Below are 15,216 nucleotides of genomic sequence, written 5' to 3'. Positions count from 1 at the left end.
TTTATGAATAAATTTGCTAAGTTAGCGATGGGGCTGCTCCTGTCAGTGGCAATGATAGCCGGTTGCGGGAGCAGTAGCATTCAGAAGGATAATGGTGAAGAGACAGCCGAAGAAAAGAACCTTATAACAATAGGTTTTTCTCAGTTAGGGGCTGAATCTGACTGGAGAAGTGCAAATACAGTATCGATGCAGTCCGCCTTTGTACCTGAGGAAGGTTATAACCTCATTTACAAGAACGGTCAGCAGAAGCAGGTTAATCAGATCACTGCTATCAGGACGTTTATACAGCAGGAAGTGGACTATATTGTCCTGGCACCTGTTACAGAGAGCGGCTGGGATTCTGTTCTGGGAGAGGCAAGGGATGCAGGAATTCCGGTAATACTGGTTGACAGAAGGGTAGATGTTCCGGATAAAAATCTGTATTCCTGCTGGGTCGGATCTGATTTTGAGCTGGAAGGGCGCAAAATGGCGGCCTGGATACAGAAATATACAGAGACCATCGGTATGAAAGCTGATGAGCTGCATATTGTAAATATTCAGGGGACAATTGGATCAACTGCACAGATCGGCCGAACAAGAGGACTTGCTAATGCAGCCAGAGAAAACGGCTGGGATCTGATGGCGGAGGTTACCGGAGATTTTACCGAGACCAAGGGCAGAGAGGTAATGTCAGGTCTTTTGAAGCGCTTTGATAATATCAATGTTGTCTATTGTGAGAATGATAATGAGGCGATCGGTGCAATTGATGCGATTGAGGCGGCAGGAAAAAAGGCAGGGCCCAATATCAAAAACGGCGAGATCATGGTAGTTTCCTTTGACGGAGTCAATAAAGAGGCGCTTGATTATGCCAAGGAAGGAAAAATATCCTGCATAGCTGAGTGCAATCCGCTTCATGGCCCAAGAGTAAAGGCACTTGTTGAGATGCTTGTTGAGGGAATGAAACCTGATAAGTTCAACTATGTTGACGAAAAGCTTTTTAGTTCTATTGATGATGTGACAGAAGTTGAAATAGACGGCGTCGTATATCCTGTACAGGATATTGGGGAATAACACAATATATTTTTGGAGACATTTTATCAATATTTTATTTGAAAAATAAACGTATTTGTAGCCATAATATATTTGGTAGTATATTCCTTAAGGAGGCCCTTACTTATGAAAAGAAAAATTCTGATAGCTGATGATACGACCTTTATGAGAGAAATGCTGAAATCTGCGCTTGATCCGGAAAAATACCAGATCATCGGAGAGGCTACAGATGGGGTTCAGGCTGTTGAATTCTATAAGGAAAAGAATCCTGACCTTATGATCCTGGATATCAATATGCCTAAAATGAATGGAATTGATGCGCTAACAGAAGTTATCAAGTATGATTCCAAGGCAAATGTTATCATGTGCTCTGATCAGAAGTATGAGAACATGATCGTTATGGCAATTAAAAGAGGAGCCAAGGATTTTGTGATCAAACCTTTTACAGCTTCCGATGTGATCACTGCGGTTAATAAAGTGTTCGACAATGCAGATGAGTAATTATCTGAATAATAAGATATAATAATAAACCTGCCAGGGATTTGATCCCTGGCAGGTTTTTTGGCTAAAAGCTCATTATCATTATTTTTTGATGCGGTATTTGTCTGTCGCTTCCTTTAAAACCTTCTTGTCTATCTTGCCTTCGGCAATTGTGCTGGCCATCCAGAGCTTGAGTGATTCTACAGTAAGATCGATCTGATCAAGCTGTTCCTGGATCCTGACAAAATCAGGAAGCTCATCCTCAGTAATTTCGCCATCAGCTGTAATGTCGATGAGACGGTCTTTCTGTCTATCGAGAGAATTAAGTGCAGAAAGCATTCCCAAAACTATTTCTGAAAGAGAAGCAGCCTTGACTTCTGGAACGGATTCCTGGCCAATCCTGCATTCGTGCGTGCAATAATAGTTACAAAGCTCGGGCTTCTTGTAGGCTGCGGCCATATCAACAACATCCTCAGGATAAATGGCAGTCTTGCCGGTTTCCATTTTTTCAAGTCGGCTCTCGCTGATAGTTCCGATGAGTTCACTGGCCTGTGCTCTGGTAAGTCCTGCTTCCTCGCGGCTCTCGAAGTAAATGTTCTTATTTTCTCTGATTGATCTTTTTCCCATTAATAATCCCCTTAAAAAACTCTAAAATTGCGCGTTTCCATTTTCTGAATCCCACAACACCTATATCTTATCTTATTTCTATGAAAAAATGAAGATTATTTGAATGATTTATATTACAAATGAGATATAATGAAAAAGGCATGTTAGGCCATGATCCATGATGCTCTCAGGAGCACAATGAGAAAGGAAACTATATGATTACAAGGTATTTGCATGATAATTGGGAAATGCGTAGAACAGACCAGGATAAGTGGTATAAGGCAACTGTTCCCGGGACTGTATATACGGACCTGCTTGATAATGGATTGATGGAAGATCCATATTACAGAGATAATGAGGACAAGGCTCTAAGACTCATGGACTATGATTATGAGTACCGCATGAACTTTGCGCTGCCAAAGGGTGATGAGCTTATGGACTGCGATGAAGTCCTGCTCAAATTTGAGATGCTTGATACCGTTGCAGATATTTATCTGAACGGTAATCTGGTGGACAGTGTATGTAATATGCACAGGACATTTGAATATGGTGTAAAAGACAGTTTAAAGGCCCAAAATGAGCTTAGAATTGTTTTCCACTCTCCTAATGCCTTTATTAAAAAAGAATTCGAAAATGACCCCGTTCTTGGCTCTGAGGACTGTTCCAAGGGATTTCCAAAGCTTCGTAAGGCTCATTACATGTTTGGATGGGATTGGGGCCCAAGACTGCCCGATGCAGGCATCATGAGACCGGTAAGCCTTGTCGGAGTGAAAAAGGCAAGACTATATGATGTATATGTTATACAGGATCATGAGGACGGCAAGGTCACACTTACAGTGGATCATAAGTACAGGGCTGCGCATTGTGCCTTTGAGTCTGCAACTGATTACCGTAATTTATTGAATAAATGCATAACAACTGTTACTGTTACTGATCCTGAGGGAAAAGAGATTGCTACTAATGTAGGCGCTCCATATAGCATAGCTATTGAGAATCCTCAGCTGTGGTGGCCAAACGGATATGGCAAACAGCCTCTTTATACAGTAAGAGTTGAACTTAAGGATAGTGAAGGTGAACTCCTTGATGTTTGGGAGAAGAGAATAGGTCTTAGGACAATGACTATCTCCAGAGAAAAGGATGAATATGGCGAGGAATTCTGTCATGTAGTAAATGGCATTAAGATATTCGCCATGGGTGCTGATTATATTCCACAGGACAATATCCTTAGCAGAGTTAATAAGGAACGTACAAGGCAGCTCTTGCAGCACTGCGCAGATTCACATTTTAACTGCATAAGAGTATGGGGCGGCGGATACTATCCGGAAGATGATTTCTATGATATCTGCGATGAACTTGGACTTGTAGTTTGGCAGGATCTTATGTTTGCCTGCGCTGTATACAGGCTTACAGAAGATTTCGAGAAGAATATTATTGAAGAAGTTTCCCAGAATGTTGAGAGACTCCGTCATCATGCGAGTCTTGGCCTATGGTGCGGCAATAACGAAATGGAGCTCTTTGTGGGACAGGAGCATTGGGGAGCTAAGTTTACGCTCAAATCTGACTATGTCAAAATGTACGAATATCTTTTCCCTAAGCTTCTAAAGACTTTGGATCCACAGACTTATTATTGGCCTGCAAGCCCTTCATCAGGCGGAGGATTTGATGATCCTAACGATGAGAGCAGAGGAGATGCCCATTACTGGGAAGTTTGGCATGGTAATCAGCCATTTACAGCATATCGTCAGTTCCATTTCAGATATCTGTCAGAGTTTGGTTTCCAGTCATTCCCTTCAGTCAAGACGATTGAGACTTTCACCGAGCCGGAAGATCGCAATATCTTTTCCTATGTGATGGAGAAGCATCAGCGTAACAACGCAGCTAACGGTAAGATCATGAACTATATGAGCCAGACATTCCTTTATCCTGAAAGTCTTGAGGAACTGGTATATTATTCACAGCTATTACAGGCAGAAGCTATCAGATATGGGGTTGAACATTTCCGCAGGAATAGAGGCAGATGTATGGGAACGGTATACTGGCAGCTCAACGATTGCTGGCCGGTAGCTTCCTGGGCTTCAATTGATTATGAGGGCAGGTGGAAGGCTCTTCAGTATTATGCCAAGAGGTTTTTTGCTCCAATCCTCATATCCTGCGAGGAGAAAGGCTATCTTGACCAGAGAGTAAGCGTTAATGACGAAGCTGATCCAATCAAAAAGTCCATTAGGCTTAATGTTCAGAATGAAACTATGGACAGCCATGAACTTGAGGTCAGATGGCAGCTGAGAAATTCAAAAGCAGCTGTTATTGAAGAAGGTGCAGAAAACATCACAGTAGAGCCTTTATCTACTAAATGGTTTGAAGAAAAAGATATGGACCAGGCTGATCTTCATGAGAATTATGTGAGCTATCAGGTTCTTGAAAATGGCGATGTTATATCAGAGGGAACAGTTCTTTTCTGCCCTCCTAAGCACTTCAAGTTTGCTGATCCTGAGCTCAAGGTAACTGTTGAAGGCGATGAAATTGTAGTCTCAGCAGAGGCCTATGCTAAGAGCATAGAGATTAGAAATGATAATGATGATCTCTTGTTGTCAGATAATTACTTTGACCTTAATGCCGGTACTAAGAGAGTGCGTATACTTGGCGGAAAACCTGAAGGAATAAGGGTTAGATCTGTAGGAATCAGACTATAACTGCAAGCCAAAAATACTATCAAAATATTATAAAAAATTTACGTTTCGCCGTGCGATGTTATGATAAAATCTTCCTGTGAAAGGAGAGATACGTATGGCAGATAGTAGATCAGACTTAATAAATCAGCTCGCAGCAAGTATGGGGGCAGGAGATTATGCCAAGACAAGATTTGAAGAGTCAAGGTATGATCCGGAAACAGGTACATTGTATTGTGACGGATATGTTATTTCTAAATCCGTTATTGATGAGGCTTTGCAACATTTTAAGCTTATGCAGAGTAAATGTGATATGAATGATCCTGCATCCAGACATATGGCGATGATATATAAAACCGCTATTGAAGGTATAAAAAAGCTTCGAGAGGATGATAAAAAATAATTATAAGAGCCATTTAGGAATTTAGAAAAAATTCCCAGATGGCTCTTTTATATTCGGTAGATATATGAACGGTTTAATGATATTATTAATTTGACGCTCAGTTAACCTACATAATATGGGGAGGTTAGATAATGCAGAATTACAATAAGATTGAGTATTCAGGACACAGTGATGTTATTCTCAGAATTACACCCGGACACTTTGTAACACCACATTCTCATGTAAACTACTACATGGATCTGTGTGATACCAAGGCCAGAATGAAGGAAGCAAGAGCGACAGGAGAGGCACTTGCGGAAATGTATCTGGCTTCTGATGTTATTGACACTATTCTGTGTCTGAATGGCATGGAAGTTGTAGGGGCATATATGGCTGATAAGCTGACACAGGCCGGCATTATCTCCATGAATTCACATAAGACAATGTACATTACTGAACCGGAAACTAATGTTAACAGTCAGATGATGTTCAGAGAGAATAATAAGCACATGATTGATGGTAAAAAAGTGCTGATTCTCATTGACTCTGTCACTACAGGAGGAACTCTTCAGGCTGCGCTTGATTCTGTAAGATTCTACAAAGGAGAGGCTGTTGGGATATCAGCCGTATTCTCTATTGCTACTCAGATTGAGAATACTCCTATCAGAGCTCTTTTCACTAAGAGAGATTTTCCTGAGTATGCAAGCTACAGTCATGATAATTGCCCGCTTTGCAAGTCAGGAGTTCCTGTTGATGCTATTTGTAACGGATTTGGGTACTCAACTGTTTAAAGAAAAATCATAAGAAGTCTGATTCAGAAAAAACTGAATTCTATATTTATTTCCTGCCTGCAGATCATTTGATTCGTATAAATATATATCAAAGATCTGCAGGAGGAAGTATTCATGAAAAGAATTATCGATCATTTCCATTTAGCCATACTCTCAATAGTATTTGCAATTGAAATGGCAATTGATGTGCATAAATACTTAAAGGAGGAAGGCTCCTGCGCATAAGCTGTTTACAGCTGACCACTGCTTGAGCGATCTGCTGTGTTATTATCTTCGGTTAAATCCTGTTTGGCAAAGTGATTGTAGATAGCACTTATTGCAAAGCAGAGAATACCGCTGATAAGGAAGCTGAGTGCATGTCCAAGTGTGTTCTCATAGGTTGTATCGATCATAATGAATTTAACAACACAGATCATAGACAGGATAAGTCCGTAAACACGGAGTTCCTTGGCCCCAAATCTTTTGCTGAATCCTATGATGATACAAACTATAGCGTATGCAAGGATCACGACGCTCGCAATGTAACCCTTTGCATCATAGCAGAATAGCGCAGTAATAAGTATAATTCCATATTTGATTCCTGCATAAAGCTTCTCTTCGCCCTTGCCCTCCATATGATGCTTAAGATTAATGCTTGCAAGAGTAACTGTGAATACAAGGCTGATTCCAATTGCGATAGCGTTATCTGATGAAAGCATATCATAAAGGCCGGTAATCATCCCAATGATATTAAAGGCGTTGAGGAGCTTTAATATGCTCAAATCGCTCTCTCCACTATTGTCCCTGTCAAAGTGTATTAACATCATGGCTGCATTCAGAAGGCCTGCAGGAACTGACATCAGAACCAGTCTGTAATCGTCAGCAATCTCATATTTTCCACAAATAGCGTTCATCATAATGAGAAGGTTGACCATGGTAAATATATAGTAGGATAGCTTGAGCTCTTTGGTATTGTTCAAAATAAAGGCTTCGATTACAAATACAAGAACTGTATAAGCAAAGGCCATGATACTGAATATCAAGGTCATTCCGCCCCACATTTCAATAAGGGCAAAAACAGCAGCTAAAGCAAATGCCTGCCATTTGTAGCATTTGTTGCCGGATTTGATTCCCCAAAGAGCAAGTGGTGCAAGCAGCAGATAAACAATGCCTGTATTATAATATGTTTCGACATAGTTAAAGGCAATTATTGCTACGATCGAAAACCATATACTGATCCATATCAAACTGAACAATGCGTCTTCATTATCAGGATTCTTACGGTCGGTCATTATCATTGCAACTTCTGCAAGTACACCTATAACAAGCAAACCACAAACTCTTGCCATGTCAGGAGCACCTAAACCATTCATAAGTCCATAATAAGTTATTGCCAGAGTAGCGGCACCGGCTAAAGCAAAATATGGACTTGAAGCCTTTTCACAGATAAAGTCTCCAAATGTAAAGTACAAAAATGCAGCCAAAGCAAGAATACTCATAATAACAAATGCTATTATATATGCTGCTCCGCCATCAAAATGAACTCTTAGTACAGCTGTATATTGAGCCAAAATGGCGAGGTTAACGCCAAACTGAAGCTTACGTTGCAGACTATTTTTCCAGAAAATAAACTGATGAGCACCACCCATAATGATCAAATATGCCAGAAGGGGGAGGATGAGTTTTTCACTATCAATTCCGAATGCCATAATAGAAGAAATGACAAAACCGGCGTTGCTGATGATCTGGAACAGCCAATTCTCTTTTCTTGCAAGGAAAAGAACTGCAATACCCCATACGAGCATAAGCACATACATTCCTATATCGCCAATAGCTTCAAAGGATATTCTGGTAACGAGAATAGAGATGTAACTACACCCGATTCCACAAGCTAAAAGTGCAGTATAGAAAGTATTGTCGGGTTTTTTCCTGTGCATGAAATATGCAAAGGCTGAAAGCCCAAGGCTTACGGTAAACATCAAAGTAATCTTGATTCCATCACTTAGATAAGGAATGATGAGGCTGGCAAACAGGATAAGAGCGACAAAAATAAGAACACTTGCCATAATGCTCATAAGATGTTTACCAATCCAGGATTCAGCACTTTCTGAAGTATTTGGCTTGCTGCCGGCGTGATTATATGCTCCGGGCTGTACTACAACCTGTCTGTTATTAGACTGCTGCGGTTGAACAGTTCTGTAAACAGGCTGCTGATATTGTGTTGCCTGTGCAGGCCTCGGCTGAGTCTGGTTATATGGCTGATTAGCCTGTTGATACTGCGGATGTACATTTTGGTACTGAGGCTGTGCCTGAGCCTGCGGCTGTACTTGTCTGTACTGCGGTGTTGTTGGCACCTGCTGATACGGTGTCTGTTGTATCTGCGGCTGTGGATTAACCTGCTGATACTGCGGATTAAACTGAGATTGTGGCTGAGCCTGCTGCGGTTGTTGTTTTTGTTGCATATAACGCGACTGCGTTTGCAGTTGTGCCACGTGAGAACTCTGGCTTTGCTTGATAAGACTTACCATGCTTCGGGTCTTATTTAAGCTGGCCTGGATGTTATTGACCTGAGCCTGAATACTACTGAGCTCATTTTCCAACTCTTCTATTTGTCCCATACACTTTTCTCCTCTTAATAATAAGACGCAGGCATCATAAAGAAGATGTCTGTATCATAATAGTATTACGAACAGTAATAGTTATTATATATCAATAAACAGTATAAAGGCTCAAAATGTGGCACAAATTTAATGTATTAATAAAAAAATCCGGGCTGTTGACCCGGATTTTGTAGTGACAGATGATTATTTATGCCATTCAGTGTGTGCTTCGTTAATATATGGAAGATCATTAAGCGTCTTGCATACATCTGTGATTGCTTCATATGAAGCCTCATTAGCTTCAAAACGGAAGCATCTTTCGTAAGGGCGATTTTTATAACTGCTTGCTGTGATAGCTTCTACCTCTGCAATAATATCTGAAGTAATATCAACATCCTCTGTAAATTCAACTACTATATCTCTTTCTATCTCAGAATTAATAGCTGATTGTACATTTACATTTCCGCAACCAGTTAACATAGCGCAACCAATAAGTGTAACAATAAACAATTTATAGTTTTTCATTTTTTCTTTCTCCAATTTTTATAAAAACTTTATAAACGACATTGAGCAATATAACAGACAGGAAACTGTTTGTAAATATCATTATCAAAAAAACAAAAATTCATTTTTGCGCACATAATATGAAATAAAGTACACCCCTTGCCACTGCTGAAATTGCAGTGTTTTCAGAAGGAAAGTAGTAAGAAAATTTTTTTTTAAATATGTGATGTCGATACAGAAACTCGCGCTACGCTATGAGTTTCCAAAGAGAATTGTCGCATTGAAGGAATAAATCTGAAGTGCGAAATGTTATTTTAGATGATAGAATAAATTAATTGATTTTACGTTAAGGAGACAAGTATGAAAATTAGAAGAGTTTTGGGGTTAGTCACAGGTATGATCAGCGCTATGATGCTGTCTACCAATGTTTATGCAGCTACAAATGAGCTGACAGGGCTTGAAATCGGTGATGAGCTCGCAATGCAGAGGCCTGTAGCCATAATGGTTGATAATGAAAAGAAGGCTCTAGCACACTATGGTACTGCTGAAGCAGATATTGTTTATGAGATGATGAACAGCACTGCAAATGGTAGAGTTACAAGACTTATGTGTTTATACAAGGATTGGGCGAATTTGCAGCAGACAGGAAGCATCAGAAGTACACGTACAACTAATGTGGTGCTTACTGGAGAATATAATGCTGTTTTGATCCATGATGGAGGACCTTTTTATATAAAGAGTTATCTCAAACAGCCTTATGCTACGCATTTAAGCGGTGGTTTTACCAGGGTTAAGAATGGAAAGCCTACTGAGTTTACTGAATATGTATTTGGGCAGGAGCTTGCCGGAAGATTTGCCAAAAGCGGAATTTCTACGTCATATACAATGGCACCTGAGAGAGCAACGCATTTTCTTTTTACTCCGGCAGATACAGATCTTGCGGGAGATGCAGTTGTAAATATAGTAGATTTGAGCGGAATCTTTGTTCACAATAAGAGTAAGCTTTTGTTCAATCCGGGATCAAGGACCTATGACTACTATGAATACGATGCTCAGCATTTTGATGCAGAGGATGCACAGCCACTGACATTTAAGAATGTAATACTTCAGAATACATCCTTCAAACAGCTTGATAAGAATGGTTATCTGACCTATAACGTGGTTGGAAGCGGAAGCGGATACTACCTGACTAATGGTAAGGCAGTTCCTATTAACTGGTCTAAAGGGAGCGAGACGGGAATTACTCATTACTATGACGCTGCAGGCAATGAAATTGCCGTTAACAGAGGAAAAACATACATTGGACTTGTACCATCAGATACATGGGATAAGTTGATTTTTGGATAATTATGAGAAAATCTCGGCTATAAGGTTGTTATAGCCGAGATTTCATATGTTCTATGAGCTTGCGTTTACTCTCTGCAAGTTCAATAGATAGTCTCTTTTCAGGAATATATTTTTTCATATTTCCAAGAATACGCTTTTGATTAAGAGACAGCCTTGCGGAGTAATAGGCAATTTTTTCGTAGTTGCCTTGAGCTCTTTCATTAAATTCCTGGTGTATTTCTTCTACATTTTTGAGAAGAGCTGAAAGGCTGGCTTCTGTAAGTGCAAAATCTGCACCAAATATCATAGCAAGAATAAGTGAAAAGAATATTGTGACATAGGGGTTAAAAAAGCTTCTTGTATCTGTAACAAATGGAATCAGATATTTAACGATCAGAACGCCGGCAATTCCAAAGGCACAGCTGATAGGAACGCAGATTCTTCCCTGAATGTTGAGGGGCATATGACTGTAATCCCACCATCTGGCGTGGAATCTTTTCTCCAGAACCCAGGAGGTTCCAAATTCAGCAACAGCACTACCCAGGTAACATATGATAAAGGTTCCCCAAATTGGAAAAGAGGGGTCAGAAAGAGCGGGGATCAAGCTGAAAACTATCGAAGTAACAACTACACAGGAGCCGTAGATCGGACATATCGGACCGAATAAGAAACCTCTGTCAGCCCATTTCTTTTCTTTGACAGTACAATAGATGGATTCCCATATCCACCCAAGGAAACTGTAGAAGATGAATTCTATAAAATATTGAGCAATTATCATAGAAAAACCTCCAGGTTGTTATATAACATATATGTAATAAATAATTAGCGCCATAGCTCGGCCAGACAAACTCGCTGAGTATGGTTCTCAAAATCCCAGGTATGGCAGGCACCACCCATGCAATAATTGCGGTCCTGACAATCTCTGCAGGTATCATTATCAGCGGCTTTATCTCGTCTGAAGACTTTGAATTCGTTCCGCCATATATCAGAAAACCTGCGCTCATGAATGTTTCCCTGAACTACGCTCGGAGTTCGTTCAATATCAAGGCAGCCAGTTACATCCCCGGTACAGGTAATACTGGCAACTGTTGTGCCGGCCATACAGGTAAAGTACCAGTCTCTGACTTCACGTTCATAATCAAGGCCAAGATAGTGACTGCATCCGTAGCTGACAGGCATATTGTCAGCTCTTTTACCACGTATGAAATCAAATAGAGCCCTCTGATCCGCTATAGTCATTGCGCGCTCAGGATATTGAAGAGCTCTTCCGATAGGCTCAACTCCAAGAATTCGCCAGTGGTCGATATCAAGGCCGTTCATGACCTGGAACAATTCGCCTAGTTCGCCGAGGGTTTCGTGGTTAACTACAGTTGTAACCATTATGGCGTCAAAAGAGCCAATGTCTATCAGGTTCTGAATGCCTTCCATTGCACGTTTGTAGGCTCCCGGAAGTCCGCGAAGGCTGTCATGGGTTTCTTCCAGGCCGTCTATACTGACTGAAATAGTATTCATACCGCATCTTGCAAGCATCCTGGCCACTTCAGGGGTGATCAGAATGGCATTGGAAGTCATTCCCCATTTAAAGCCAAGCTCATGAGCATAACTCATAACTTCTTCAAAACCGGGATACAAAAGAGGTTCTCCGCCAGTGACATTTATTTGTGGAAGATGATCGCTAAAATCCTCTTTGACCTGATCAAGGATTTGTTTCCACTCGGAAGCGGTCATTTCCATGGTCTTAACATCACCGCAGCGGGATCCGCAGTGCCAGCAATGTTCATTGCAACGAAGCGTAAACTCAAAGAACAGCTGATGCAGGATCGGCTGTTCAAAGAGCTGTTTATGTACTTGATATTGAATATCTAAATGAGATTTTTTATAGTTTCTGGTGTTCATACCAAGACCTCAATCATCTATCTGTGACAGGAGGCCCATATACAGTAGGAACCGGCATGTCTTTGGGATTGATGTATTCGAAGTCACCGCTTATAAGAGAAGATGAACTTATGGCCTTTTTGGCATCCTGATCAGATGTACCTTCTATTTTGGTAAAAGATACAGATTCAGAAGATGAATCCTGCTCGGAAACGGAAGATGCGCTTGAAGCTGAAGCATTGTCTGTAGTAGCGTCGGCATCAGAAACGCTATTGTTGGAGCTTCCAGCCAGATCCGGAGATGCCTCTGCAGATGAATTCTGAACGTTGGAGTTATTAAAGCTTCCTTCACTTGTGCTAATTGACATAGTTGCTCCCCCTTCTGTGGTGTCTGATGGTACATATGTTGGAGGGCCGTAGGCTCCGCAGGCTGTCAGGAATAATCCTGCAAGCCCGGCAGTAGTACCTATGACCACTTGCTTTTTGAGCTTTTTCATGTTAAACACCGCCTATACATAAATGATGTAGCTGATAACTTATAAAGAGCTTACTTTAGTAACTAAATATTATCACAATTCTATCATTACGGCCAAAAGGTGGCAAAGTATTTTGCAGATAACATTTCTTTTTTATTACTTTACATATGTAAGGTGTAGGAATAAGATTAATCTGAACTTATAGAAACTATTGTTTTCGCAAATAAGGATATGGCCAGATGAATTACAATATTGATAAAAATGCGCAGGAGCCTGCTTATATTCAGCTCTACAGGTTTTTGGTAAAAGATATTGTGGCAGGAGTGTATGAGTACGGAACAAAACTTCCTTCCAAGCGTGTAATTGCAGCTGAAACAGGAATAAGTGTAATAACAGTTGAGCATGCGCTTACTCTTTTAAATGATGAAGGGTACGTAGAGAGCAGGCCTCGAAGCGGAGTGGTTGTGACCTATAGAAACGAGGATTTTCTTGGAGCAAGAGAGCCGGTGAAGGTTCAGATTTCTGAGACTGTAACGGAAGGGCCAAATACAAGTGATTTTCCTTTTTCTGTTCTCACCAAGACCATGAGAAGAGTAATGCTTGATTATGGTGAGAAGATACTGATCAAATCTCCCAACCACGGTTGTCTTGAACTCAGGAATGAATTATGCCTATATCTTGCGAGGAGCAGAGGGCTTTTGGTCAAACCTGATCAGGTTATAATCGGATCAGGAGCAGAGTATTTGTATGGGCTTATAGCGCAGCTTCTAGGTACAGACAGAGTTTATGCACTTGAAAACCCTTCTTATAAGAAAATCAGGGATGTATATGAGGCTTTGGGAGTAACCTGCGATATGCTGTCTATGACAGGTGAAGGGATATCATCAGATGAACTTAACGAGACCAGGGCAGAAATACTTCATGTTACACCCTTTAACAGCTATCCAAGCGGAGTTACTGCCAGCATTTCCAAGAAACTTGAATATATAAGATGGGCCAAGCAAAGGAATGGTGTTCTTATAGAAGATAATTATGATTCGGAGCTTACTGTATCGAGAAAGGCCGAAGAACCGCTTTTTTCCATGGCCTCGGATGTAGCAGTTATATATCTTAACTCTTTTTCCAGGACCATAGCACCGTCAATGCGTATAGGATACATGGTTCTGCCAGAGTCAATGGTGCAGGAGTTCAATGATAAACTGGGCTTTTATTCCTGCACGGTTCCAATATTTGATCAGTATGTGATTGCACAGCTGCTTAAAAGCGGTGACTTTGAAAGACATATAAACAGAGTCAGAAGACAGAAAAGAAGAGGATAATTAAAACAAAAACAGCACTGCAATGCAGGCAAGCGCAGCAAGAGCTGCTGTTATAGACAGGGCTCTTTTTCTTATGACAGAAATATCCACGTATTTGCCGTTGTAATTAATAGTTTCTATAGTTATATGCTTTCTTTTGCAAGGATTGAAGTTTCTAAATGCATTTTCACTCATGAAGCTACCTCCTCATGGATTAAATTTCGCCACTTTCGAAATAGTTTACTCCATGATTATGTTTTATTTTTGTAGCTCAGATGAAAAAAGCATAACTATATTATTAAACTTTTATAAAGACGGGCACTTTAGATAAAAATTAATTTAGTACTTGATAAATATTAATATCGCTGTTATATTATACATAAAAGTTGCATAAATATACATTAATTGCATAAAATTTTTGTCAGGAGGCTATTATGAAAAAGAAAATTATATCTGTTGTACTTGCATCTCTTTTAACTGTTGCATCACTTGCAGGCTGCGGAAGCGCTGCAAAAGCTGATACTAATAACACAAACGGAACACTTGTAGTTGGAACAAACGCTGCATTTCCACCTTTTGAATATGTAGGTGATGATGGAGAACCTGATGGATTCGATATGGCGCTCATCAAGGCAGTTGGCGAGAAGATTGGCATGGATGTTCAGATCCAGGATATGGAATTTGATTCTCTTGTTTCTTCTATTGGTAGTAAGATCGATGTTGCTATTGCCGGAATGACTGTTACAGAAGAGAGACAGAAGACAGTAGATTTTTCTGAATCTTATTATGAAGCTGTTCAGGCTGTTATTGTTCCTAAGGATTCAGCTATTGCCAATGCAGATGATCTTAAGAATCTTACAATTGGTGTACAGCTTGGAACAACAGGTGAATTTATTGCAGATGAAATTGAAGGTGTTAACGTTTCGGCGTACAATAAAGCTGTAGATGCTGTTAATGATCTTATCAACGGACGACTCGACTGCGTGATCGTAGACAAGAATCCTGCAGAGGTATTTGGAACACAGTATTCTGATAAGGTTAATGTACTGCCTGGTACAGACTTTGATTTTGAGCCTGAGTTCTATGCTATCGCACTTCCTAAGGGAAATACAGAGCTTGCTAACAAGATCAATACAGCAATTCAGGAACTGAAGGCTGATGGTACTTATGATAATCTCGTAAAAGAGTATATTGAGGAGTAATTA

The 15,216-nt window shown here is 40.4% G+C and carries 15 protein-coding genes; 8 read left to right on the top strand and 7 right to left on the bottom strand.

Translation table 11 applies throughout. The annotated features are described in order from the left end of the window. The first annotated feature begins 3 nt into the window (after nucleotides 1-3). Both BPR_RS16250 and BPR_RS16245 read left to right on the top strand, forming a co-directional pair. Nucleotides 4-1,050 carry an ABC transporter substrate-binding protein gene (locus BPR_RS16250; protein ID WP_013282576.1) on the top strand — a complete coding sequence of 349 codons (1,047 nt, stop codon included), beginning with the start codon at nucleotides 4-6 and terminating at the stop codon, nucleotides 1,048-1,050. A gap of 105 nt (nucleotides 1,051-1,155) precedes the next feature. Next, nucleotides 1,156-1,530 carry a response regulator gene (locus tag BPR_RS16245; protein ID WP_013282575.1) on the top strand — a complete coding sequence of 125 codons (375 nt, stop codon included), beginning with the start codon at nucleotides 1,156-1,158 and terminating at the stop codon, nucleotides 1,528-1,530. A gap of 81 nt (nucleotides 1,531-1,611) precedes the next feature. Here BPR_RS16245 and BPR_RS16240 read toward each other — a convergent pair whose 3' ends face one another. Then, nucleotides 1,612-2,136 carry a helix-turn-helix domain-containing protein gene (locus BPR_RS16240; protein WP_013282574.1) on the bottom strand — a complete coding sequence of 175 codons (525 nt, stop codon included), beginning with the start codon at nucleotides 2,134-2,136 and terminating at the stop codon, nucleotides 1,612-1,614. Between the two features lie 194 nt (nucleotides 2,137-2,330). Between BPR_RS16240 and BPR_RS16235 the strand changes: the two genes are divergently transcribed. From BPR_RS16235 to BPR_RS16225, 3 genes are all read left to right on the top strand, one after another. Continuing rightward, the gene (locus BPR_RS16235) at nucleotides 2,331-4,805 is read left to right on the top strand and encodes a beta-mannosidase (protein ID WP_013282573.1); all 2,475 of its coding nucleotides are present in this window, start codon (nucleotides 2,331-2,333) and stop codon (nucleotides 4,803-4,805) included. Nucleotides 4,806-4,899: 94 nt separating this feature from the next. Next, nucleotides 4,900-5,184, top strand: coding sequence for a hypothetical protein (locus BPR_RS16230; RefSeq protein WP_013282572.1), 285 nt, complete (start codon nucleotides 4,900-4,902; stop codon nucleotides 5,182-5,184). A 131-nt stretch (nucleotides 5,185-5,315) separates the two neighbouring features. Beyond that, nucleotides 5,316-5,954: a phosphoribosyltransferase family protein gene (locus BPR_RS16225; protein ID WP_013282571.1), complete on the top strand. Its 639-nt coding sequence runs from the start codon at nucleotides 5,316-5,318 to the stop codon at nucleotides 5,952-5,954. 230 nt (nucleotides 5,955-6,184) lie between these two features. Here BPR_RS16225 and BPR_RS20125 read toward each other — a convergent pair whose 3' ends face one another. After that, complete coding sequence (locus BPR_RS20125) at nucleotides 6,185-8,551, bottom strand: DUF2157 domain-containing protein (RefSeq protein WP_013282569.1); 2,367 nt, start codon at nucleotides 8,549-8,551, stop codon at nucleotides 6,185-6,187. A gap of 186 nt (nucleotides 8,552-8,737) precedes the next feature. Further along, nucleotides 8,738-9,058 (bottom strand): hypothetical protein, encoded by a 321-nt coding sequence (locus BPR_RS16215; RefSeq protein WP_013282568.1) that lies wholly within the window; start codon nucleotides 9,056-9,058, stop codon nucleotides 8,738-8,740. A 339-nt stretch (nucleotides 9,059-9,397) separates the two neighbouring features. Between BPR_RS16215 and BPR_RS16210 the strand changes: the two genes are divergently transcribed. Further along, nucleotides 9,398-10,384, top strand: a complete 987-nt coding sequence (locus BPR_RS16210) for a DUF3048 domain-containing protein (protein ID WP_013282567.1) — start codon at nucleotides 9,398-9,400, stop codon at nucleotides 10,382-10,384. Nucleotides 10,385-10,412: 28 nt separating this feature from the next. Here the strand turns inward: BPR_RS16210 and BPR_RS16205 are convergent, their stop codons facing one another. The 3 genes from BPR_RS16205 to BPR_RS16195 are packed head-to-tail and all read right to left on the bottom strand — an operon-like array spanning nucleotide 10,413 to nucleotide 12,734. After that, complete coding sequence (locus BPR_RS16205) at nucleotides 10,413-11,141, bottom strand: putative ABC transporter permease (protein WP_013282566.1); 729 nt, start codon at nucleotides 11,139-11,141, stop codon at nucleotides 10,413-10,415. 44 nt (nucleotides 11,142-11,185) lie between these two features. Further along, a complete protein-coding gene (locus tag BPR_RS16200) occupies nucleotides 11,186-12,259 on the bottom strand; it encodes a radical SAM/SPASM domain-containing protein (protein ID WP_013282565.1) in 1,074 nt (357 codons plus the stop codon). Between the two features lie 13 nt (nucleotides 12,260-12,272). Beyond that, entirely contained in the window at nucleotides 12,273-12,734 is a 462-nt protein-coding gene (locus tag BPR_RS16195; protein ID WP_013282564.1) for a hypothetical protein, read from the bottom strand. 218 nt (nucleotides 12,735-12,952) lie between these two features. Between BPR_RS16195 and pdxR the strand changes: the two genes are divergently transcribed. Further along, complete coding sequence (pdxR, locus tag BPR_RS16190) at nucleotides 12,953-14,032, top strand: MocR-like pyridoxine biosynthesis transcription factor PdxR (RefSeq protein WP_013282563.1); 1,080 nt, start codon at nucleotides 12,953-12,955, stop codon at nucleotides 14,030-14,032. Here pdxR and BPR_RS20810 read toward each other — a convergent pair whose 3' ends face one another. Beyond that, nucleotides 14,033-14,206, bottom strand: a complete 174-nt coding sequence (locus BPR_RS20810) for a hypothetical protein (protein WP_013282562.1) — start codon at nucleotides 14,204-14,206, stop codon at nucleotides 14,033-14,035. Nucleotides 14,207-14,445: 239 nt separating this feature from the next. On the opposite strand from BPR_RS20810, the gene BPR_RS16185 reads away from it, so the two are divergent. Further along, nucleotides 14,446-15,213 (top strand): basic amino acid ABC transporter substrate-binding protein, encoded by a 768-nt coding sequence (locus BPR_RS16185; RefSeq protein WP_013282561.1) that lies wholly within the window; start codon nucleotides 14,446-14,448, stop codon nucleotides 15,211-15,213. Nucleotides 15,214-15,216: the final 3 nt, after the last annotated feature.

Source organism: Butyrivibrio proteoclasticus B316, from assembly GCF_000145035.1.
In the GTDB taxonomy this organism is placed as follows: Bacteria; Bacillota; Clostridia; order Lachnospirales; family Lachnospiraceae; genus Butyrivibrio; species Butyrivibrio proteoclasticus.
The sequence above is the reverse complement of the archived record's forward strand: the minus strand, read 5'-3'. Positions and strand labels throughout refer to the sequence as shown.